We start from the raw sequence: 20,922 nt of genomic DNA, 5'->3' as shown, positions 1-20,922 counted from the left end.
CCCGAGCACCTCAGCGCAGCAGCTCCCCGAGCCACTGCGTGCTGCCGTGCCCGTGGTTGACCGGGGTCGACCAGAGGAACTGCCCGGCGGGCACCGGGCCGCCCAGGCTGAACCGCGCGACGGCATCGCTGAGCCGCAGCAGCCGGTCCCGGTCGAGGTCGTAGAGGTAGGTGCCCCCGGCTTCCCTCGAGTACGACGTCAGCACCAGGGCGTCGCCGCTGCCGCTGCGGCCGGCCAGGACGCCGTCGACGCCGTCGTCCTGGACGGTGACGACCTGGTCGCCGTCCGTGGTCAGGACCTGGACCCGGTCGTCCCGGCCGTCGTCGTAGGTGCCGCAGTACTGGCTCATCACGATCCGGTCGCCGGTCGCACCGAAGGCGAGCAGGTTGCAGCGCTCGCCGGAGTGCGGGTCGAAGGAGTGCTCCTCGCCGCTCGCGAGGTCGCGCACGTGCACCTGGCCGGCGGCGCCGTTGCTCGAGTCGGTCCACACCATCGCGGAGTCGGTGAAGGCGACGTCGCCCACGGTCAGCCCCTCGTCGCGGACGTCGCCGACGTCGGTCAGCGACACCGACCAGAGCCGGTAGGTGTCGCCCTCGGCGTCCGCGTCCTCAGCGTCACCGCCGGGCTGGGTCGGCCAGCCGCCCTCCGGGATCTTGCCCTGGGTGAAGGGGACGGACACGTAGAGACGGCCGTCGGGCCCGGCGACGGCATGGAACGGGTCGGCGTCGGGCAGCCCGGGCCACGTGATCGTCGACCACGCGCCGGCGGTGCGGTCGAAGACGTGCGCGACCAGCGTCCCTCCGTCGCCGGTGTCGTTCCGCAGGCCGAGGAGCACCAGCCGCTCGCGGCCGAGCGAGACCGGCCAGGTCTGGTTCTGCCCGACGTGCGGCCGCGGCAGCCAGTCCTTCGCCCCGGTCCCCGGGTCCATCAGCGCGAACCGCGGGTACAGCTGGTCGGACCGCGGGCCGTCGCGGAAGAGCACCAGGCCGTCGTCGGTGACCCCGTCGAGGTACTGCCCGTTGTCGCGGTCCAGGTTGTCGTTCGTGTACGACGTCAGGACGCGGTAGTCGCGCCCCGCGACCGCGTCCGCCGCCCCTGCCAGGCGCACCGTCGGCGCGTCCGGCGCCGGCCGGTGGTCCGCCGGCGTCGCCTGCTGGCCGCCGTGGGGGAGCAGCGTGACGGCGACCGTGACGACCGCGGCGGTGGCGAGCGCGGCGGCACCGGCACCGGCGCTGCGGCGTACCCGGACCCGGCGCCGGCCGGCGCCCAGGACCGCCTGCAGGTCGAGGTCGTCGGGCGGCGGGGAGGCGACGTTCTGCCGCATCAGCTCCTTGAGCTCGTTCACCACGGCAGGCTCCTCTCTCCGGCCACGACGAGCTCGTCGCGGGATGCCTCGTCGAACATGGCCCGCAGCGACGCGAGCGCGCGCGAGGTCTGGCTCTTCACCGTGCCCTCGCTGCACCCCAGCGCGGCGGCGGTCTCGCGCACGTCCAGCTCCTCGAAGTAGCGGAGCACGACGCACGCGCGCTGCCGCTCGGCCAGCCGGGCGAGCGCGGCCATCAGGGCCGCGCGGTCGGCGACCGCGGCGGCGACGTCCTCGCCGGACTCCCGGTCCGGGTGCTGGGAGGCGGGCCGCTCGGTGCTGGACCGCTTGCGGCTGCTGTCGAGGAACGCGCTGACGACCGCCTTGCGGGCGTACGCGAGCTCACCCCCGCGCCGGACCAGCCGCGGCCAGGCGACGTACACCCGGATCAGGCCCTCCTGCACGTGGTCCGACGCCCGGTCCCAGTCGCCGCACAGCAGGTAGGCCGTGCTGCGCAACCGGCTCCGGCTCGCGACCGCGAACTCGGTGAAGGCGGCCTCGTCTGCCGCATCTCGCCCCATGCCCACTCCAACGAGGTCAGTCGGGGATCGGTTGCATGACGGCCCGGGACGAGCGCGTGGCGCCGACCGACGCGACCACGACGCAGGCCATCGCGACCCACTGCTCGGCGGTGAGGCACTCGCCGAGGACGACCATCCCGGCCAGCGCCGCCGCGGCCGGCTCGAGGCTCATCAGGATCGAGAACACCGACGGTCGCAGCGAGCGGAGCGCGACCAGCTCGCAGCTGTAGGGGATGACCGAGGACAGCAGCCCCACCAGGGCGCCGAGCAGCAGGATCCGGCCGTCGAGCAGGTCGCTGCCGCCGACCGCGACGGCGGACGGCGTCAGCAGCAGGGTCGCGACCACCGAGGCCAGCGCCAGCCCGTCGAGCCCCGGCCAACGGCGTCCGGTCTGGGCGCTCAGCAGGATGTACGCCGCCCAGCAGCCGCCCGCGAGCAGCGCGAACAGCACGCCCGCGAGCGTCACCGACCCGTCGCCGCCGCCGAGCCCGAGGACCGCGACCCCGGCGCCCGCGAGCAGCACCCACAGCAGGTCCCGTGGCCGGCGGGAGCCGAGCACGGCGAGGGTGAGCGGCCCGACGAACTCCAGCGTCACCGCGACGCCGAGCGGGATCCGCGCGAACGCCTGGTAGATCGCCCAGTTCATCGTCCCGAGCGCGGCGCCGAAGGCGAGCACCACCATCCAGTCGGTCCGGCTCCGCCCGCGCAGGTGCGGCCGGGCGACCGCCAGCAGCACGAGGGCGCTCGTCGCGAGGCGCAGCCACACGATGGTGGTGGGCGCGACCTCGTCGAAGAGCGACTTGGCCACACCGGCGCCGAACTGCACCGAGAGGATCCCGATGAGCACCAGCCAGACCGGGGAGGCCAGGCGGAGCGATGAGTTCCTGCTGGCCACCGGGTCAACCTAGCGGCAGAGTGTCGGGGAGCAGAGGAGGGCGACATGGCAGATCGCACGGTGCTGATGGTCGGGACCCGCAAGGGGCTCTGGATCGGGACCTCGGACGAGGCACGCCTCGACTGGGAGTTCACCGGGCCGCACTTCGATATGGAGGAGGTGTACTCCTGCCTCGTCGACAAGCGGGGTGACGCCCCGCGCCTGCTCGCGGGCACGTCGTCGCCCTGGCTCGGCCCCCAGGTGCAGCGCTCCGACGACCTCGGCGCGACCTGGCAGGAGACCGCGAACGGCGCGATCCGGTTCCCCGAGGACACCGGCGCGACCGTCGAGCGGGTCTGGCAGCTGGTGCCGGGCACCGAGGACGGGGTCGTGTACGCCGGCACCGAGCCGGCCGCGATCTGGCGGTCGACCGACGGCGGCTCGTCCTTCGAGCTCGAGCGCGCGCTGTGGGACCACCCGCACCGGCCGCAGTGGAACGCCGGCTTCGGCGGGCAGGCCTTCCACACCGTCCTCCCGCACCCGACCGACCCGCTGTCCGTGACGGCGGCGCTGAGCACGGGCGGGGTCTACCAGACCGCCGACGGTGGCCGCAGCTGGGAGCCGCGCAACCAGGGGATCCGGGCCGAGTTCCTCCCCGAGGGCCAGCAGTACCCGGAGTTCGGGCAGTGCGTGCACAAGGTGACCCGCCACCCCTCGCGCCCCGAGCGGATGTACCTCCAGAACCACGGCGGGGTCTACCGCTCCGACGACCACGGCGGCAGCTGGACCTACATCGGCGACGGACTGCCGGCCGACTTCGGGTTCCCGGTCGTGGTGCACCCCCACGAGCCCGACACCGTCTACGTGTTCCCGATCAGCGGCGGCGACGGCCGCTACCCACCGGAGGCCAAGGCCCGGGTCTGGCGCTCCCGCGACGCCGGCGGGACCTGGGAGGAGCTCGGCGACGGGCTGCCCGACTCCTTCTACGTCGCGGTGATGCGCGACGCGATGTGCGCCGACGACCACGACCGCGCCGGCCTCTACTTCGGTGCGCGCAACGGCGCGGTCTGGGGCTCCTCCGACGAGGGCGAGACCTGGCACCAGGTCGTGTGCGACCTCCCCGACGTGATGGTGGTGCGCGCAGCGGCCCTGTGAGGCAGGATCACCCGCATGGCCGGCTACGAGGTGGTCCGCACGACGACGATCGAGGCCGACCCCGCGCGCGTCCACGACCTGCTCGACGACTTCCACGCGTGGGTCGCGTGGTCGCCGTGGGAGGACCTCGACCCCGACCTGCAACGCACCTACACCGGACCCGACCGGGGCGTCGGCGCCCACTACGCGTGGCAGGGCAACCGCAAGGCGGGCCAGGGCAGCATGGAGATCACCGGGTCGACGCCCGACCAGATCGACATCGACCTGCGCTTCCTCAAGCCGTTCGACTCGGCCAGCAAGGTCACCTTCGACCTGGTCCTCGCCGGGGAGTGCCGGACCGAGGTCACCTGGCGCCTGCGCGGGGAGCAGAAGGGGCTCTGGGGACTCGTCGGCCGGGTGTTCTCGATGGACCGGCTGATCGGCAAGGACCTCGAGAAGGGGCTGGCCCGGCTCAAGGCCGTCGCCGAGCAGTGACCCTCAGGACGTCGGCAGGTGCGGTGTCGCCGCCGGCAGGTCGAGGAGCTGGACCGGGATCTCCCCGGTGGCGTCGGCGAGCTCGTCGTGCGCGTGGATCGGCTCCGGGACGCCCGCGGTGATGGTGCTGCCGTCGGCGCGCTGACCGCCGACGATCGGCCGGTCCCCGAGCAGGCCGTCGATGCGCTCGCCCTGGTCGGGGAGCTCGACGACGACGGGGGCGTCCGGCCGCACGACGAACGACCGACCGCGGACCGACAGCGGTACGTCGGCGTCGCCGGAGACGACCTCGAACCGGATCCGCTCCTCGGTGAGGGTGACCAGCACCCGGGTGCCCTGCCAGCAGAGCCGGAAGGTCAGGCTGTCCCACGTCGCCGGGAGCCGGGGGTCGAACTGCAACGACCCGTCGTGGTCGCGCATCCCGGCGAAGCCGAAGACCAGGGCGCTCCACACGCCGCCGGTCGAGGCGACGTGCAGCCCGTCGACGGTGTTGCCGTGGAGGTTCATCAGGTCGACGTAGAGCGACTGGTGGAAGTAGTGCAGGGCCGCCTCGTGGTAGCCGACCTCCGCCGCGATGACCGACTGCACGACCGCCGAGAGCGTCGAGTCGCCGGTGGTGATCGGGTCGTAGTACTCGAAGTCGGCGCGCTTCTCCTCGAGCGTGAACCGGTCGCCCTGCAGGAAGAGGGCGAGCACCACGTCGGCCTGCTTGAGCACCTGGAACCGGTAGATCACCAGCGGGTGGTAGTGCAGCAGCAGCGGGCGCAGCTCGTCCGGGGTCTGGGAGAGGTCCCACACCTCGCGGTCGAGGAAGTAGTCGTCCTGCGGGTGGATGCCCAGGCCCTCGTCGTAGGGGATCGTCATGCCGTCCGCGCAGCGCTGCCACTCCTCGACCTCGCCCGGCTCCAGGTGCAGTCGCGCGGCCACCCGGACGTGCTCCTCGGGGTGGTGCTCGCGGATGTACTCCATCGCCTCGGCGGCCTGCTCGAGGTTGAAGCGGGCCATCACGTTGGTGAAGAGGTTGTTGTTGACGACCGTCGTGTACTCGTCGGGCCCGGTGACGCCGTGGATGTGGAACGACGGCTCGCCGTTGCTGCGCCAGAACCCGAGGTCGGCCCACATCCGGGCCGTCTCGACCAGGATGTCGATGCCCTCGCGGACGAGGAAGCCGTGGTCGCCGGTCGCGCGGACGTACTTCATCAGGGCGTACGCGACGTCGGCGTCGATGTGGACCTGGGCGGACCCGGCCGCGTAGTAGGCCGACGCCTCCTCGCCGCTGATCGTGCGCCAGGGGAACAGCGCCCCGCTCTGCGCGAGCTCGCGGGCCCGCTCCCGGGCGGCCGGGAGCATGACCGACCGGAAGTGCAGCGCGTTGCGGGCGACCTCCGGCTGCGTGTAGGTGAGGAACGGGACGACGTAGACCTCGGTGTCCCAGAAGTAGTGGCCCTCGTACCCCGACCCGGTGACGCCCTTGGCCGGGACGCCCTGGCCGTCGATGCGACCGGTTGCCTGGGCGAGGCTGAAGAGGTTGAACCGCACCGCCTGCTGCACCGCCCGGTGCTGGTCGGTGCTGCCGCCGATCTCGACGTCGGCGCCGGCCCAGAAGTCGGCGTACCACGCGCGCTGGTCCTCGACGTAGTGGTCGAGACCGTGGCGCTTGGCCCGGTCCAGGGTCCGGTCGCAGCGGTCCGACAGCTCGCGGACAGGGACGCCGCGCGAGCTGTGGTAGGTCGCGGTCTTGATCAGCCGCATCGTGCGGCCCTGCGTCGCGTCGACGCGGAAGACCACCTTGGCCTGGTCGTCGTCGGAGCGGGCCACCACCTCGTGCTCGTCCTCGGTCTCGAGCACGTGGTCGGCGGCGACCGCGAGCGTCATGCCGGAGTGGGCGCACTGGTAGCCGAGGAGCATCCGGTCGCGGTTGGCGTAGCTCATCCGCGGCAGCAGCACCCGCTCGCCGAACGCGGCCGCCTTGCGGGGGTCGACGGCGGCGAGGGCGGCGTCCTGCGGCATCCGGTACTCGTCCATGCCGTCTTGGCGGTTCAGGATCTGGGACGAGATGACGATCGGGGCGTCCCCGGTGAGCACCTCGATCTCGAGGGTCATGATCGCGAGGTGGCGCTGGGTCATCGAGACCATGCGGGTCGAGTCGATCCGCACCCGCTTGCCCGACGGCGTGCGCCAGATCAGGTGCCGGCGCAGCACGCCGTCGCGGAAGTCGAGGCACCGCTCGTAGTGCTCGAGGTCGGCCGTGCCGAACGTGAGCGGCTCGTCCTCGACGTAGACCTTGAGCACCTTGGTGTCCGGCGCGTTGACGATCGTCTGGCCGGTGCGGGCGAAGCCGAAGGCGGACTCCGCGTGCCGGATCGGCCAGGTCTCGTGGAACCCGTTGACGAAGGTGCCGTGCTCGTAGGACGGCCGCCCCTCCTCGGGGTTGCCGCGCATCCCGAGGTAGCCGTTCGCGACCGTGAACAGCGTCTCGGTCACGCCCATGTCGTCGGGCCGGTAGCTGGTCTCCACCAGGGACCAGGGGTCGACCGGGAAGCGGCCCCGGTTGAGCGGGTCCGGGCCGACCGCGGGGCGGTTCACGCCGCCCCGCCCGGGACGAGCTCGGCGAGGTCGGCGACGACGACCCCGGCCCCGGCCTCGCGCAGGACGTCGGCGCCGGCGCCGCGGTCGACCCCGACGACGAGCCCGAAGTGGCCGGCAGCCCCGGCCCGGACCCCGGAGACGGCGTCCTCGAGGACCACCGAGCGCTCGGCGGTGCCGTCGAGCTCGCGGGCCGCGTGCAGGAACGTGTCGGGTGCCGGCTTGCCGGCCAGCCCGAGCTCGTTGGCGACCCGGCCGCTCACGACGGTCCGGAACCGGTCCAGGAGGCCCGCCGCCTCGAGCACCGCGGGCGCGTTGGCCGAGGAGGAGACCACGCCCATGGGGACACCGATCCCGTCGAGGTGGTCGAGGAGCAGCACCGACCCGGGGTAGGCCACCACGCCGTCGCGGGCCAGCACCACGTTGAACGCGTCGTTCTTGCGGTTGCCCAGCCCGCACACGGTGTCGGCCTCGGGCGGGTCGTCGGGGCTGCCCTCCGGCAGCCCGATGCCCCGCGAGACGAGAAAGTCGCGCACCCCGTCGTAGCGGGGCTTGCCGTCGACGTGCGCGAAGTAGTCGGCGTCGGTGTACGGCGCAGTGTCGCCGTCGCCCTCCCAGGACCCGAGGAACGCGTTGAACATGTCCGACCAGGCCCGCATGTGCACCTCGGCGGTGGGCGTGATGACGCCGTCGAGGTCGAACAGCACGGCGTCGTAGTCCTGCCAGGTGACGGTCACGAGCACCAAGGCTAGGACGTGCCGGTCGTCCCGCTCTCCAGAACCCACCGGACGGGGCGCGCGGGGTCGGGCTCGGCGACGCACACGGTGCCGGTCCGCACGGTGTCGCGCAGCAGCCGGGCGACCGCCGGGTCGTGCCGGTCGACCCTCGCCAGCGCGGCCGCGATCGTCTTGCGCACCGCGGTCCGGGCCCGCTCCGCGGTCGCCCCGGAGCGCCGGTCGCGGCCCGCGAGCCCGGTGGCGCGGCCGAGCTCGTCGAGCAGCGCCTGGCGCTCGAGCGCGGCGCGCTCGGAGCGGCCGGTGTCGGCCCAGGCGTCCGCCTCCTCGATCTCGGCGTCCAGCTCGGCGAGCCGGGTGCGGTAGGCCCGCCGCGCGGCGTCGTCGAGGGTCGGGCCGAGGTCGCCCTCGCGCGGCCCGCCGGCACCGCCGGCCAGGTCGGCGGCCGGGACCTCGACGCCGGGCCGGCCGATCAGCAGCCGCAGGTGGTGGAGCCCACGCAGGTCCGGCAGCGTCGCGGTCGCGCCGTCCCGCCCGACCGTCCAGGTCCCGCCCGGGTCCGGGTGCAGGTGGACCACCAGCGGTGCGCCCGGCGGAGCCGGCGGCGGGGCGCCGAGCCGTTCGGCCCACCAGGTCGCGCCGATCCGCTGGTACGCCGCGAGCGCCGCCGCCCGCCGCGACGGCTCGGAGGTGACCCGGGCGAGCGCGTCGTCGACCACGCCGTCGAAGGAGACCGCGGCGGCGTTGACGACCGCGCGGCCGGCGTACGGCGCCAGCACGTCGGCGCACTCGGCCGCGAGGTCGGTGCGGCCGGTCGCGGCGGCGACGTGGGCCAGGGAGGACACGGTGAGCAGCAGGTCGACGTCCTCGGGCACCTCGGCGGGGCGGGGGAGGCGGTCGACGACGGCCCCGGCCCGGGCGGGGTCCCCGGCGTCGAGCCACAGCACCGCGGCCTCGGCGAGCACGGACACGATCCCCTCGGCGTCGCCGTAGGCCTCGTAGGCCGCGGCCTCGGCGCGCATGGCTGCGGTGTCGCCGCGTTGCCGGGCGAGGTCGGCCGCGAGGCTGTGCACGACCGCCTCGACGTCGGCCTCGGCCAGGGAACGGCCGACCTCGGTGACCTCCTCGAGGAGCGCGGCCGCGCGCTCGAGGTCGTCGACGACCAGGGCGTGCATGGCCTGCCGCGACCGCGCGTAGAACGTGACCCGCGGCGACCCGGCCTCGGCCTCGAGCAGCTCGAGCCCGCGCAGCTGGCGGCGGACGGCGACGACGTCGAGGCACTCCCACGCGGTGGTCAGCCGCCACAGGTGGGCGGTGAGCCGCGCCTCGGGGTCGACGAGGTGGGCGCTGACCTCCTCCAGCCGCGCCGCGAGCCGGACCCGCTCGGCGAAGTCGTCCGGCCCCCAGTGCGCGAGCAGGGCGGCGTCCAGGACGTCGGCCGTCAGCTCCGGGTCGGCGATGCCCGCGGCCAGCTCCTGCGCCTGCGCGGCGAAGTCCGCGGCACGAGCCGCCTCGCCGCCGTACACCCAGGCCCGCGCGAGCGCGGCCAGCAGCCGGGCCCGGGTGCGGTCGTCGCCGGCGGCCAGGAGCGCCTCGTGGAGGTACGCCGGGACCTCGCCCGGGTGCACCCCGAAGCCCTGGCCGCGCGGCAGCGCGAGCGCGGCCTCGGCCATCAGCGCAGGGTCGCCGGTCGCCCGGGCGTCCCGGAACGCCGCGACCAGCTCCGCTCGTCGGCCGGCCATGAGCCGAGTATGCCGTCGGCGCCGGCCGTCAGGGGCGCACCAGGTGCACGGCCTCGGCGTGCCGGGCCACGGTCTCCTCGTCCCAGTCGCCGGTGCAGTAGACCGAGATCTGCGAGACGACGCCGTCGGCGACGTCACAGCGCATCAGCTCGCGGCAGTACCAGCGCCGGCCGCGGTCCTCCCACTCCTCCTCGACCTCGAGCAGGAAGCCGGTACCGGTCACGTCGAGGCGGGTGCGCGGCACCCGGCCGCCGCCGGGGTGGCCGGCCCGCCGCAGCTGGACGCCGCCGTCGCGGGTGTCGGCCTGGAGCCGCCAGAGCGGCATCGTGAAGTCGGTGAACAGGTCCGGGGCGAAGAGGCCGTCGGGCGGCGTGTTGGTCTCGAGGAAGCGGACCAGCTTGCCGGCCAGCTCCTCGGCGAGCGCGGTGTCGGTCAGGGTCGTGGGTGCAGGTGTCGTGGTCATGCCCAGGAGGCGTGACCGACCGGGTCACATCGTGACCTCCGCCCCCGCGGGCCCGTGACCCGCGACTACCCTTCGGGGCATGACCGGCCCCGACATCAAGCCCCGCTCCCGCGACGTGACCGACGGTCTCGAGAAGACCGCTGCGCGAGGAATGCTCCGGGCCGTCGGCATGGGTGACGAGGACTGGGAGAAGCCGCAGATCGGCGTCGCCTCGAGCTGGAACGAGATCACCCCCTGCAACCTGTCGCTCCAGCGGCTCGCGCAGGCCGTGAAGAACGGCGTCCACGCGGCCGGGGGCTACCCGCTGGAGTTCGGCACCATCTCGGTGTCCGACGGCATCGCGATGGGCCACGAGGGCATGCACTTCTCGCTGGTCTCCCGCGAGGTCATCGCCGACTCGGTCGAGACCGTGATGATGGCCGAGCGGCTCGACGGCTCGGTCCTGCTCGCCGGGTGCGACAAGTCGCTGCCCGGCATGATGATGGCCGCCGCGCGGCTGGACCTGGCGAGCGTCTTCCTCTACGCCGGCTCGATCATGCCGGGCCAGGTCGACGGCAACGACGTGACGATCATCGACGCCTTCGAGGCGGTCGGCGCCTGCCTGGCCGGCAAGATCACCCGCGAGGAGGTCGACCGGATCGAGCGGGCGATCTGCCCGGGCGAGGGCGCGTGCGGCGGCATGTACACCGCGAACACGATGGCCGCCGTCGCCGAGGCGATCGGCATGTCCCTCCCGGGCTCCGCCGCCCCGCCGGCGGTCGACCGCCGCCGCGACGGGTTCGCGCACCGCTCCGGCGAGGCCGTCGTCAACCTGCTCCGCCACGGCATCACCGCGCGCCAGATCATGACCAAGGAGGCGTTCGAGAACGCCATCACCGTCGTGATGGCCCTCGGCGGCTCCACCAACGCGGTGCTGCACCTGCTCGCGATGGCCCGCGAGGCCGAGGTCGACCTCACCATCGACGACTTCAACCGGGTCGGCGACAAGGTGCCGCACCTCGCGGACCTCAAGCCGTTCGGGCGCTACGTGATGAACGACGTCGACAAGATCGGCGGCATCCCCGTCGTGATGAAGGCGCTGCTCGACGCCGGGCTGATGCACGGCGACTGCCTGACCGTGACCGGGCGGACGATGGCGGAGAACCTCGCCGAGCTGGCACCCCCGGGCCTCGACGACGACGTGATCCGCCGGATGGACCGGCCGATCCACGCGACCGGCGGGCTGACGATCCTCAAGGGCTCGCTGGCGCCCGAGGGCGCGGTCGTGAAGACCGCCGGCTTCGACGACTCCGTCTTCACCGGCACCGCTCGCGTCTTCGACGGCGAGCGCGCCGCGATGGACGCCCTCGAGGAGGGGCGGATCCAGCACGGCGACGTCGTGGTCATCCGCTACGAGGGTCCCAAGGGCGGCCCCGGCATGCGCGAGATGCTCGCGATCACCGGCGCGATCAAGGGCGCCGGCCTCGGCAAGGACGTGCTGCTGATCACCGACGGCCGCTTCTCGGGCGGCACGACCGGGCTCTGCGTCGGCCACATCGCGCCCGAGGCCGTCGACGCCGGCCCGATCGCCTTCGTCCGCGACGGCGACACCATCACCCTCGACGTCGCCAACCGGCTGCTCGAGGTCGAGGTCGCCGACCAGGCCGAGTGGGAGCAGCGCAAGGTCGGCTGGGAGCCGCTGCCGCCGAAGTACACCCGCGGCGTCCTGGGCAAGTACGCCAAGGTCGTGCAGTCCGCCGCCCACGGCGCGATCACGAGCTGACCGGTGGCACCCCGGAGATGACCGACGACCCGGACCACCGCGGTCCGGTCATGTTCCTGGTGCTCCTCGCGATCACCGCGCTGATCGTGGTCGCCTGGGGTGTCGAGCACCCCGGTGTCGTGGCGCGCTCGGCCGCGCCCGTGGGCGGGCCCGCGACGGTCGAGCAGGGAGGCGCGCCGGCGCTCGAGCCGTCCCCCTCGGTGGTCGAGCAGGGAGGCGCGCCGGCGCCGAGCGTCGTCGAGACCCCCGCACCGACGCAGGGCGCCGACCACCCCGATCCCGAGCGGAGCCCCGCACCGCTGCCCGACGGCGGGACCCGGGTCTTCGGAGGCGGCCACGTGCTGGTGGCCTACTACGGGACCGCCCAGACCGCGGCGATGGGCGTGCTGGGGGAGAGCGACCCGGCCACCATGGACGCCCGGCTGCGGCGTGCGGCCCGGCCCTTCGGCGGGCCCGACCGGCCGGTGCGCCACGTCTACGAGCTGATCGTCACCATCGCCGACGGCAGCCCGGGCCCGGACGGCGACTACAGCCACGACGTCCCGCGCGCCGAGGTCGAGCGGTACGTCGCCGCCGCGCACCGCCACCACGCCCTGCTCGTCCTCGACCTCCAGCCCGGGCGCAGCGGCTTCCTCGACGTGGCGAGGCGCTGGGCCTGGGCGCTGCGCGACCCGTGGGTCGGGCTGGCCCTCGACCCCGAGTGGCGGATGGCGCCGCACCAGGTCCCGGCCCGCACCATCGGTCAGGTCTCGGCGCGAGAGGTGAACCGCACCTCGGCCTGGCTCGCCGCGCTGACCCGGCGGGAGCGGCTGCCGCAGAAGCTGTTCGTCCTCCACCAGTTCCGCGTCGACATGGTCGAGCACGTCGAGGACGTCGTGCGCCGCCCGGGGCTGGCGATGGTCCAGCACGTCGACGGGTTCGGCACGCGGCAGCAGAAGCGGGCGACGTACCACGCGGTCGCGCGGCCGCGGACCTTCACGATGGGCTTCAAGCTGTTCTACGACGAGGACGTCGACCGGATGGGCGGGCCGGCCGTCCGCGCACTGCGCCCGCCGGTGCGGTTCGTCAGCTTCCAGTGACCGCGGCGATCGAGAACGCCAGCCGGTGGGACCCGCCCGGCTCGAGCACGACCAGGTCCGTGCCGGTGCGGAAGGCGTCGGGCGGGCAGCTCATCGGCTCGATCGCGACCGCCTGGCGGGCGGGCTCCTGGGTGTCGCAGGTGAAGACGTGCAGCCACCGGCAGCCCTCACCGAGGTGCACCGCCGTCGCCTGACCCGACGCCGGGTCGCGCAGCACCGCCGGCCCGCCGGTCAGGTCGCCGAAGGGGTGGTCGACCACCAGGTCCCCGATCACCCGCGGCGTGCGGAAGTCGTACGGCGTCCCGTCCACCGGCCGGCTCGGCCCCGGGAGGCCGCGCTCGTCCATCGGGCACCACGTCGCGGCGGGCACGGTCAGCTCGAGCTCGTCGGCCGGCCGGCCCAGTGTCAGGTAGGGGTGGTGGCCGGCGCCGTACGGCGCGGGCCCGTCGCCCACGTTGGTGGCCGCGACCGCGACGTGCAGCCCGTCGTCGCGCAGGTGGTAGTCGACGGTGAGGTCGAGGGCGAAGGGGTAGCCGTCGCGAGGCACCAGCTCGTGCCGGAGCACCGCCCGGGCGGCGTCGGGGTGGTGCACCTCCCAGTGGTTCCAGCCGGCGAGCCCGTGCAGGGCGTTGCTGTTCTCGGGCTCGGTGAGCGGCAGCTGGTGGGTCGCACCGTCGAAGTCGTAGCGGCCGTCGCCCACGCGGTTGGGCCACGGCTGGAGCACCCAGCCGCGGTAGTCCCGGCAGATCTCGCCGGCCGGCCAGCCCGCCACCAGGTGCCGGTCGTCGTGCGTGAGCGAGCGCAGGGCGGCGCCCACGCCGACGACCTCGGCGGCGTACGAGCCGTGCCGCAGCACCAGCGTGTGTCCGGACGGCTCGCGCATGGGCGCAGCCTGACACAATCCGCCCCATGCCCACCGACCGCACGCTCGTCGCAGGGATCGACTCCTCGACCCAGTCCTGCAAGGTCGTCGTCTGCGACGCCGAGACCGGCGAGCAGGTCCGCGCCGGCAGCGCCGCGCACCCCGACGGCACCGAGGTCAACCCCGACCACTGGTGGGCCGCGCTCGAACAGGCGTCCGCGGCGGCGGGCGGGCTCGACGACGTCGCCGCGATCGCGGTCGGCGGCCAGCAGCACGGCATGGTCTGCCTCGACGGGTCCGGTGCCGTGGTCCGGCCGGCACTGCTGTGGAACGACACCCGGTCGGCGCCGGCGGCGCTCGACCTGATCGGCGAGCTCGGCGGCCCCCAGGCCTGGGTGGACGCCGTCGGCCTGGTGCTGGTGGCGTCGTTCACCGTCACCAAGCTCCGCTGGCTGCGCGACCACGAGCCGGAGAACGCGGCCCGCACCGCGGCCGTCTGCCTGCCGCACGACTGGATCACCTGGCGGCTGGCCGGCGCCCCCGGGATCGACGCGCTGGTGACCGACCGCGGCGAGGCGAGCGGCACCGGCTACTGGTCGCCGACGACGGGGGAGTACCGCCACGACCTGCTCGAGCTCGGGCTCGGCCACGACGCCGTCGTCCCGCGGGTGCTCGGCCCGTCCGAGGTGGCCGGCCGCACCCCCGCCGGTCAGGTGCTCGGACCCGGCACCGGCGACAACGCGGCCGCCGCCCTCGGCCTGGGCGCGGTCAGCGGCGACGTGGTGATCTCGATCGGGACGTCCGGGGTGGCCTGCGCGGTCGCCGACCGGCCGGTCGGCGACGTGACCGGCGCGGTGGCAGGGTTCGCCGACGCGACCGGCCGCTACCTCCCGCTGGTCGCGACCATGAACGCCGCACGGGTGCTGGACGCGGCCGAGCGGCTGCTCGGCACCGACCACGACGGGCTCTCCGAGCTGGCCCTGTCCGCCCCCGCCGGCGCGGGCGGGCTGGTGCTCGTTCCCTACCTCGAGGGCGAGCGCACGCCGAACAAGCCCGACGCCACCGGGGCACTGCACGGGCTCCGCCTCGAGACCACGAACCCGGCGTACCTCGCCCGCGCCGCGGTGGAGGGGATGCTGTGCGGCCTCGCCGACGGCCTCGACGCGGTGCGCGCGCTGGGCACCCCGGTCGAGCGAGTCGTGATGGTGGGCGGGGCCGCCCGGTCCCGCGCCGTCCGCGAGATCGCGTCGGCCGTGCTCGGGCTGCCGGTGACCGTGCCGCCGCCGGGGGAGTACGTCGCCCGCGGCGCCGCGCGGCAGGCGGCCTGGGTGCTCTCCGGCGCCGCCGAGCCGCCGGCGTGGCCGCTCGCCGACGCGGTCGCGACGGAGGTCCCCGCGACCCCGGCCGTGCGAGCCCGGTACGCCGAGGTCCGCGACCTGACGGCGAGCCGGCCGTGAGCGCCGAGGTGGGCGTGGGCGGGGCCGGGCGGGACGCCCGCGACCCGCTGGCGGGCTACCGCGACCGCTTCGTCGGCGCCGAGTCGTCGCTGGTCTACTTCGACGGCAACTCGCTGGGGCGGCCGCTGAAGGTGACCGGCCCGCGGCTCGCGCGGTTCGTGGACGAGGAGTGGGGCGGGCGGCTGATCCGCGGCTGGGACGAGCGCTGGTTCGACCTGCCGCGCACCATCGGCGACGACCTCGGCCGGGTCGTCCTGGGCGCCGGGCCGGGGCAGACGGCGGTGGGCGACTCGACCACGGTGCTGCTCTACAAGCTGATGCGCGCCGCGGTGGCCGCCCGGCCGGGCCGCACCGAGATCGCCATCGACCGGGACAACTTCCCGACCGACCGCTACGTGGCTGCGGGCATCGCCGACGAGTGCGGGCTCACGCTGCGCTGGATCGACGTCGACCGGGCGGCGGGCGTGACCCCCGACCTGCTCGCAGCGGCCGTCGGCGAGCAGACCGCGCTGGTCGTGCTGTCCCACGTCGCCTACCGGTCGGCCTGGCTGGCCGACGTCCCGGAGCTGACCCGGATCGCGCACGACGCGGGTGCGCTGGTGCTGTGGGACGAGTGCCACTCCGCCGGTTCGGTGCCGGTCGCTCTCGACGACGCCGGCGTGGACCTCGCGGTCGGCTGCACCTACAAGTACCTCAACGGCGGGCCCGGCTCGCCCGCCTACTGCTACGTCGCGCGGCGGCACCTCGACACGCTGACCCAGCCGATCCAGGGCTGGATGGGGGCGGTCGACCCGTTCCTCATGGGGCCGACCTACGCGCCGGCCGAGGGCATCCGCCGGTTCCTGTCCGGCACGCCGCCGATCGTCGGGATGCTGGCCGTGCAGGACATGCTCGACCTCGTCGAGGAGGTCGGCATGCCTGCCGTGCGGGCCAAGTCGGTCGAGCTCACGTCGTACGCCGTCGAGGTGGCCGAGTCGCTGCTCGGCGACCACGGCGGGGTGCTGGCGTCCCCGCGCGACCCCGCGCAGCGCGGCGGGCACGTGACCCTGGACCACCCGCTGATGCGCGAGGTCACCGCGGCGCTGTGGCAGCAGGACGTCATCCCCGACTACCGCGACCCGGGCGGCCTGCGGATCGGGCTGTCGCCGCTCTCGACCTCGTTCGCGGAGGTCGAGCGCGGGCTCGAAATGGTTCGCGCCACCCTCGACGGGCTGTCAACCTGAGGCATGGAGCTGACCCTGCCGCGACTGCGCTTCCCCCGACCGCTCGAGCAGGGTGACCGGATCGGCGTCACCGCGCCCTCCAGCGGCGTGCAGCCGGAGATGCAGGCCCGCTTCGAGGTGGCGGTGCGGTCCCTGCGCGACCGCGGCTACGAGGTCGTCCTCGGTGCGTGCCTCGGCACCGACGGCGTGGTGTCGGCGCCGAAGGAGCAGCGGGCCGCGGAGCTGACCGCCATGCTGGCCGACCCGTCGATCCGCGCGGTCGTGCCGCCGTGGGGCGGCGAGCTGGCGATCGACGTGCTGGACCGCATCGGCTGGGCCGAGCTCGCCGACGCCGAGCCGACCTGGCTGGTCGGTTACAGCGACATGACGACGGTGCTGCTCCCGGTCACGCTGCGCCTGGGCTGGGCGACGCTGCACGGCGCGAACCTGATGGACAGCCCCTACGCCGCGCCCGACGGGCTCCTCCACTGGACCGAGGTGGCCTCCGGCCCGGGGCCGTTCACGCAGTCGAGCCCGGGCCGCTACCGCTCGACCGGGTGGGACGACTACGTCGGCGACCCGGGGGTCGACACGCTGCGCCTCGACGCGCCCGGCACCTGGCGGGTGGTCGGCGACGAGCCCGTCGACGTCACCGGCCGGCTGGTCGGCGGCTGCATCGACGTCCTCGGCCCGGTCGCCGCGACGCCGTACGGCGACGTGCGGTCGTTCGGGCGCCAGCACGCTGCCGAGGGACTGGTGGTCTACCTCGAGGCGTGCGAGGACAGCGCCTACTCGATCGCCCGCGTCCTGCACTCGATGCGCTACGCCGGCTGGTTCGAGCACGCCAACGCCGTCCTCGTCGGCCGCACCTCGGCCCCGGACGCGCGCGACCTCACCCAGACCGGCGCGGTCGTCGACGCCCTCGGCGACCTCGGCGTCCCGCTCGTCCTCGACGTCGAGTGCGGGCACGTCGCGCCGTACCTCCCGCTCGTCAACGGCGCCCTCGCCCGGGTCGTGGTGGACGGGGATCGTCGGGAGATCACGCAGATGCTCGCCTAGGCCGTAGCCTTCGGTCCGTGACGACCATCACCCAGCGGTCCGGCGCGACCGCGACCGCGATGCTCGGCCTCGGTGTCCACCGACCCGAGCGCATCGTGACCAACGACGAGATCTGCGAGGTGCTGGACTCCAGCGACGAGTGGATCCAGACCCGCTCGGGGATCCGGACCCGGCGGTACGCCGCCGAGGGCGAGTCGCTGCTCGACATGGCCGAGATCGCGGCGCAGCGTGCGCTCGAGGTCTCCGGCGTGGCGGCGGCCGACCTCGGCACCGTGATCGTCGCGACCTCGACGCACGTCCAGCACACCCCGGCGGCGGCGCCGGTGCTCGCCGACCGGCTCGGCTCGCGCGCAGCGGCGTTCGACGTGTCCGCGGGGTGCGCGGGCTTCTGCCACGCGCTCTCGATCGGCTCCGACCTGGTCCGGGGCGGCAACGCCGGCCACGTCCTCGTCGTCGGCGTGGAGCGGCTCAGCACCTTCATGGACCCGACCGACCGCGGGACGGCGTTCATCTTCGCCGACGGCGCCGGCGCCGTCGTGCTGGGTCCCTCCGACGACCCCGGCATCGGGCCCGTGGCGTGGGGCTCGGACGGCTCGAGGTCACACGTGATCACGCAGTCGATGCAGTGCGACACCCTCGACCACGACCACCCCCTGGTCGTGCAGATGGAGGGCACCCAGGTCTTCCGGTGGGCGCCGTTCGCGATGGTCGACGTCGCGCGCGAGGCGGTCGCGGGCGCCGGCCTCGAGCTCACCGACCTCGACGCGTTCATCCCGCACCAGGCCAACCTGCGGATCACCGAGACCCTGGCCCGCAACCTCAAGCTGCCCGAGGGCATCGCCGTCGCCCGCGACGTCCAGGACTCCGGCAACACCTCGGCCGCCTCGGTCCCGCTGGCGATCGAGGCGATGGTCCGCCAGGGCGAGGCGAAGCCGGGCGACACCGCCCTGCTGATCGCGTTCGGCGCCGGTCTCAGCTACGCCGGGCAGGTCGTCCGGGTCCCGCCGGTCGCCGGGCTGTAGCCCCGCGGCCTCAGTGGAGGTGCTGGCGCCAGTCGAGCGGCACCCGGCCCCGCGGCCCCGGCGCCGGCTGGTCCGCGGGGTGGCAGTCCGGGGAGGCCAGCGCCGGTCCCTCGAACCCCTCCTCCGTGGCGTAGTCCCAGAACCAGTCCTCGCCGGGCTCGAAGCTGGTGATCACCGGGTGGCCGGTCGCGCGGAAGTGCGCGGTCGCGTGCTGGGCGGGGGAGGTGTCGCAGCAGCCGACGTGCCCGCACTGGGCGCACCGGCGCAGGTGCACCCACCACCCGCCGGCGGCGTCGCACTCGACGCACCCGGCGCCGCTCGGCGGGACGGACGGGTCGATGCCGGCGCGCTCGCTCATGCCACGAGACTACGGTCCCGCCCCGCCCGGCCCGGGGCCTCGACACGGCCGGGGGCCGGGATGGTCCCCGCCGCCGCCGGGCGGGCCCGGCGCGACCAGAGGTTGTTGGCCACCAGGGCCGCGACGGTGAGGCCGACGCCCACCAGCTCACCCGCCTGAGGTGCGTGGCCGCGGAAGGCCTGCACGGTGAAGGTGGTGATGGGCACCAGGTTGATGAACAGCACGCCGTCCTGCGGTCCGAGCACCCGCATCGCGTGGTTCCAGCAGAGCACCGCGACCACCGCGGCGAGCACCACGACGTAGACGAGCTGCCAGGCGACCGCGGCCAGGTCGGCACCGGTCGGCACGGTCAGCACGTCCAGGGACGACAGGACCAGCGCGATCGCGACGATCACCACCGCTCCCGCGGTGGCGCTCAGCGCGGTGTAGCGCAGCGGTGACCAGTCCGGGAGGCCCGCGGCACCGGTCGTGTACACGACCCAGCAGGTCGCGCCGAGCAGCACGAGCAGGTCCCCCCGGCCGAGGCCGCCGTGCAGGACGGCGAGCGGGTCGCCGTCGCCGAGGACCGTGGCGACGCCGACGAGGGCGACGACCCCGGTGACCCAGGTCGCGGCCCGCGGTCGCACGCCGGTGCGTGCCCAGAGGACGAACGCCGTGATCATCGGCATGGTGGAGACGATCAGCGACGCGGCCTGCGGGGTGGTCCAGCGCAGACCCACGAACGCGAGGAGGTTGAAGCCTGCGAACCCGACGGTCCCGAGGACCGCCACGGTGCGGAGCTCGGGGCCGCGCGCGAACGCGCGACGACCTTCGACGAGCGCGAGCAGCGCCAGGAAGACGACGCTCGCGGCGCCGTACCGGATCGCGGTCTGCCAGACCGCGTCGACGTGCGGGAAGGCCGACTCGGCGACGACGAACATCCCACCCCACGCGAGGGTGGTGATGACGGCGGCGGCCACGCCCAGGGGGCGGTGCGAGGACATCGGGGGTCCTTTCTCTCGGGTGGGGTGCCAGCCTGGGCCGCGACCGACCACGTCGACAGTGGCCCGCAGGTCGACGATCGACTACTTCGGGCCAGTCGGGCAGGACCGGCGGACCGATGGCCCGATCTGGGTGTCAGGTGGCCCGCGGGCCATGGTGCGGAGCGGATCGGGACTTCTAGGCTGGGGTCTTCGAGAGGAGGCCCGGATGGCCGTCGTCGCCGTGGTCGCGCTGGACGAGACCCCGTTGTTCCACCTGTCCGTCCCGTGCGAGGTGCTCGGAGCCGACCGCACCGACGACGGGCTGCCGCGCCACGAGGTCCGGGTCGCGCGGGCCGGCCGCGGGCCGATCCGGTCCAGCGGCGGCGTCGTCCTCCAGGCTCCGTACGGCCTGGAGGCGCTGGAGGACGCCGACGTGGTGATCGTCCCGTGGTGGGGGCGGCTCGCCGGTCAGCCGCTGCCCACCCGCCTGCTCGAGGCGCTGCGCCGGGCGCACGCGCGCGGGGCGCGGGTCGCGGGTCTCTGCGGCGGGGCGTTCGTCCTGGCCGAGGCCGGCCTGCTCGACGGCCGGCGTGCGACGACCCACTGGAAGTACGCCGCCGACCTCGCCGCCGGCTACCCCCAGGTGCGGGTCGAGGCGCAGGTGCTCTACGTCGACGAGGGGGACGTGCTGACCTCCGCCGGGACCGCCGCCGCCATCGACCTGTGCCTGCACCTGCTGCGCTCGCTCAGCGGGGCCGAGGTCGCGAACGCGGTCGCGCGACGGATGGTGGTCCCGCCGCACCGGGCCGGGGGACAGGCCCAGTACGTCGACGTGCCGGTGCCCGAGGTCCGCGCCGACGACGGGCTGGCGGTCGCCATGCAATGGGCGCTGGAGCACCTCGACGAGCCGATGGGGGTCGAGGAGCTCGCGGCCCGGGCCGTGATGAGCCGGCGCACGTTCACGCGACAGTTCCGGCAGCGCACCGGCACCAGCGCGCTGCAGTGGCTGCTGCAGCAGCGCACGCTGCTGGCGCAGCGGCTGCTCGAGACCACCGACCTGCCGGTGGAGGTCGTCGCCCGGCGCAGCGGGTTCGGCTCGGCGGTGACGCTGCGCGCCCACTTCCAGCGCGCCCTGGGGACCTCGCCGCGCGACTACCGCGCGACGTTCTCGCGCGAGGCACACCCGGTGCTGGAGCGGATCGCGGCCGGCTGAGCCCGCGGCGGGCCGGAGTGTCGGCGGCCTGTGC

At 74.5% G+C, this 20,922-nt stretch carries 19 protein-coding genes; 9 read left to right on the top strand and 10 right to left on the bottom strand.

What is annotated here, in order from left to right; all coding sequences use genetic code 11:
* Positions 1-10: 10 nt before the first annotated feature.
* Genes ACILQ5_RS08250 through ACILQ5_RS08240 form a run of 3 tightly spaced genes read right to left on the bottom strand, consistent with a single transcriptional unit; the run spans position 11 to position 2,779 of the window.
* Positions 11-1,348: a hypothetical protein gene (locus ACILQ5_RS08250; protein ID WP_395657505.1), complete on the bottom strand. Its 1,338-nt coding sequence runs from the start codon at positions 1,346-1,348 to the stop codon at positions 11-13.
* Entirely contained in the window at positions 1,342-1,884 is a 543-nt protein-coding gene (locus tag ACILQ5_RS08245) for a SigE family RNA polymerase sigma factor (protein ID WP_395657504.1), read from the bottom strand. Before ACILQ5_RS08245 ends, ACILQ5_RS08250 begins: the two co-directional genes overlap by 7 nt.
* A gap of 16 nt (positions 1,885-1,900) precedes the next feature.
* Positions 1,901-2,779 carry an EamA family transporter gene (locus ACILQ5_RS08240; protein WP_395657503.1) on the bottom strand — a complete coding sequence of 293 codons (879 nt, stop codon included), beginning with the start codon at positions 2,777-2,779 and terminating at the stop codon, positions 1,901-1,903.
* 45 nt (positions 2,780-2,824) lie between these two features.
* On the opposite strand from ACILQ5_RS08240, the gene ACILQ5_RS08235 reads away from it, so the two are divergent.
* Together ACILQ5_RS08235 and ACILQ5_RS08230 are read left to right on the top strand one after the other, a co-directional pair.
* Positions 2,825-3,913: a WD40/YVTN/BNR-like repeat-containing protein gene (locus ACILQ5_RS08235; RefSeq protein ID WP_395657502.1), complete on the top strand. Its 1,089-nt coding sequence runs from the start codon at positions 2,825-2,827 to the stop codon at positions 3,911-3,913.
* Positions 3,914-3,928: 15 nt separating this feature from the next.
* Entirely contained in the window at positions 3,929-4,387 is a 459-nt protein-coding gene (locus tag ACILQ5_RS08230; RefSeq protein ID WP_395657501.1) for an SRPBCC family protein, read from the top strand.
* Positions 4,388-4,390: 3 nt separating this feature from the next.
* On the opposite strand, the gene ACILQ5_RS08225 is transcribed toward ACILQ5_RS08230, so the two are convergent.
* From ACILQ5_RS08225 to ACILQ5_RS08210, 4 genes are read right to left on the bottom strand one after another with little or no spacing between them, the layout of a single operon-like run.
* Complete coding sequence (locus ACILQ5_RS08225; RefSeq protein WP_395657500.1) at positions 4,391-6,973, bottom strand: glycoside hydrolase family 65 protein; 2,583 nt, start codon at positions 6,971-6,973, stop codon at positions 4,391-4,393.
* Positions 6,970-7,710 (bottom strand): HAD family hydrolase, encoded by a 741-nt coding sequence (locus ACILQ5_RS08220; RefSeq protein ID WP_395657499.1) that lies wholly within the window; start codon positions 7,708-7,710, stop codon positions 6,970-6,972. Before ACILQ5_RS08220 ends, ACILQ5_RS08225 begins: the two co-directional genes overlap by 4 nt.
* Before the next feature lie 11 nt (positions 7,711-7,721).
* Positions 7,722-9,449: a hypothetical protein gene (locus tag ACILQ5_RS08215; RefSeq protein ID WP_395657498.1), complete on the bottom strand. Its 1,728-nt coding sequence runs from the start codon at positions 9,447-9,449 to the stop codon at positions 7,722-7,724.
* Positions 9,450-9,477: 28 nt separating this feature from the next.
* Positions 9,478-9,912 (bottom strand): hypothetical protein, encoded by a 435-nt coding sequence (locus ACILQ5_RS08210; protein WP_395657497.1) that lies wholly within the window; start codon positions 9,910-9,912, stop codon positions 9,478-9,480.
* Positions 9,913-9,991: 79 nt separating this feature from the next.
* Here ACILQ5_RS08210 and ilvD point away from each other — a divergent pair, with 79 nt between their 5' ends.
* On the top strand, positions 9,992-11,674 hold the full coding sequence (gene ilvD, locus ACILQ5_RS08205; RefSeq protein ID WP_395657496.1) for a dihydroxy-acid dehydratase: 1,683 nt from the start codon (positions 9,992-9,994) through the stop codon (positions 11,672-11,674).
* 17 nt (positions 11,675-11,691) lie between these two features.
* Positions 11,692-12,753, top strand: a complete 1,062-nt coding sequence (locus ACILQ5_RS08200; protein WP_395657495.1) for a hypothetical protein — start codon at positions 11,692-11,694, stop codon at positions 12,751-12,753.
* Here ACILQ5_RS08200 and ACILQ5_RS08195 read toward each other — a convergent pair.
* A complete protein-coding gene (locus tag ACILQ5_RS08195) occupies positions 12,740-13,636 on the bottom strand; it encodes an aldose 1-epimerase family protein (protein ID WP_395657494.1) in 897 nt (298 codons plus the stop codon). The genes ACILQ5_RS08200 and ACILQ5_RS08195 overlap by 14 nt on opposite strands.
* Before the next feature lie 26 nt (positions 13,637-13,662).
* On the opposite strand from ACILQ5_RS08195, the gene xylB reads away from it, so the two are divergent.
* Genes xylB through ACILQ5_RS08175 form a run of 4 tightly spaced genes read left to right on the top strand, consistent with a single transcriptional unit; the run spans position 13,663 to position 18,355 of the window.
* A complete protein-coding gene (gene xylB, locus ACILQ5_RS08190) occupies positions 13,663-15,072 on the top strand; it encodes a xylulokinase (RefSeq protein WP_395657493.1) in 1,410 nt (469 codons plus the stop codon).
* Positions 15,069-16,295, top strand: coding sequence for a kynureninase (locus ACILQ5_RS08185; RefSeq protein WP_395657492.1), 1,227 nt, complete (start codon positions 15,069-15,071; stop codon positions 16,293-16,295). The genes xylB and ACILQ5_RS08185 overlap by 4 nt, the downstream gene beginning before the upstream one ends.
* Before the next feature lie 3 nt (positions 16,296-16,298).
* Entirely contained in the window at positions 16,299-17,333 is a 1,035-nt protein-coding gene (locus ACILQ5_RS08180; RefSeq protein ID WP_395657491.1) for a S66 peptidase family protein, read from the top strand.
* Positions 17,334-17,350: 17 nt separating this feature from the next.
* Complete coding sequence (locus ACILQ5_RS08175) at positions 17,351-18,355, top strand: beta-ketoacyl-ACP synthase III (RefSeq protein WP_395657490.1); 1,005 nt, start codon at positions 17,351-17,353, stop codon at positions 18,353-18,355.
* Between the two features lie 10 nt (positions 18,356-18,365).
* Here the strand turns inward: ACILQ5_RS08175 and ACILQ5_RS08170 are convergent, their stop codons facing one another.
* Together ACILQ5_RS08170 and ACILQ5_RS08165 are read right to left on the bottom strand one after the other, a co-directional pair.
* The gene (locus ACILQ5_RS08170; protein WP_395657489.1) at positions 18,366-18,713 is read right to left on the bottom strand and encodes a UBP-type zinc finger domain-containing protein; all 348 of its coding nucleotides are present in this window, start codon (positions 18,711-18,713) and stop codon (positions 18,366-18,368) included.
* Positions 18,710-19,696: a DMT family transporter gene (locus ACILQ5_RS08165; protein WP_395657488.1), complete on the bottom strand. Its 987-nt coding sequence runs from the start codon at positions 19,694-19,696 to the stop codon at positions 18,710-18,712. Before ACILQ5_RS08165 ends, ACILQ5_RS08170 begins: the two co-directional genes overlap by 4 nt.
* Positions 19,697-19,901: 205 nt before the next feature.
* Between ACILQ5_RS08165 and ACILQ5_RS08160 the strand changes: the two genes are divergently transcribed.
* Positions 19,902-20,888 carry a GlxA family transcriptional regulator gene (locus ACILQ5_RS08160; protein ID WP_395657487.1) on the top strand — a complete coding sequence of 329 codons (987 nt, stop codon included), beginning with the start codon at positions 19,902-19,904 and terminating at the stop codon, positions 20,886-20,888.
* Positions 20,889-20,922: the final 34 nt, after the last annotated feature.

Source organism: Nocardioides sp. (assembly GCF_044226305.1).
GTDB lineage: Bacteria > Actinomycetota > Actinomycetes > Propionibacteriales > Nocardioidaceae > Nocardioides.
The sequence above is the reverse complement of the archived record's forward strand: the minus strand, read 5'-3'. Positions and strand labels throughout refer to the sequence as shown.

Coding starts and splice junctions, on each gene's coding strand:
- ACILQ5_RS08245 (WP_395657504.1), bottom strand. CDS start 1,884: ATGGGGCGAGATGCGGCAGACGAGGCCGCCTTCACCGAGTTCGCGGTC.
- ACILQ5_RS08235 (WP_395657502.1), top strand. CDS start 2,825: ATGGCAGATCGCACGGTGCTGATGGTCGGGACCCGCAAGGGGCTCTGG.
- ACILQ5_RS08230 (WP_395657501.1), top strand. CDS start 3,929: ATGGCCGGCTACGAGGTGGTCCGCACGACGACGATCGAGGCCGACCCC.
- ACILQ5_RS08215 (WP_395657498.1), bottom strand. CDS start 9,449: ATGGCCGGCCGACGAGCGGAGCTGGTCGCGGCGTTCCGGGACGCCCGG.
- ACILQ5_RS08210 (WP_395657497.1), bottom strand. CDS start 9,912: ATGACCACGACACCTGCACCCACGACCCTGACCGACACCGCGCTCGCC.
- ilvD (WP_395657496.1), top strand. CDS start 9,992: ATGACCGGCCCCGACATCAAGCCCCGCTCCCGCGACGTGACCGACGGT.
- ACILQ5_RS08200 (WP_395657495.1), top strand. CDS start 11,692: ATGACCGACGACCCGGACCACCGCGGTCCGGTCATGTTCCTGGTGCTC.
- ACILQ5_RS08195 (WP_395657494.1), bottom strand. CDS start 13,636: ATGCGCGAGCCGTCCGGACACACGCTGGTGCTGCGGCACGGCTCGTAC.
- xylB (WP_395657493.1), top strand. CDS start 13,663: ATGCCCACCGACCGCACGCTCGTCGCAGGGATCGACTCCTCGACCCAG.
- ACILQ5_RS08180 (WP_395657491.1), top strand. CDS start 16,299: ATGGAGCTGACCCTGCCGCGACTGCGCTTCCCCCGACCGCTCGAGCAG.
- ACILQ5_RS08170 (WP_395657489.1), bottom strand. CDS start 18,713: ATGAGCGAGCGCGCCGGCATCGACCCGTCCGTCCCGCCGAGCGGCGCC.
- ACILQ5_RS08165 (WP_395657488.1), bottom strand. CDS start 19,696: ATGTCCTCGCACCGCCCCCTGGGCGTGGCCGCCGCCGTCATCACCACC.
- ACILQ5_RS08160 (WP_395657487.1), top strand. CDS start 19,902: ATGGCCGTCGTCGCCGTGGTCGCGCTGGACGAGACCCCGTTGTTCCAC.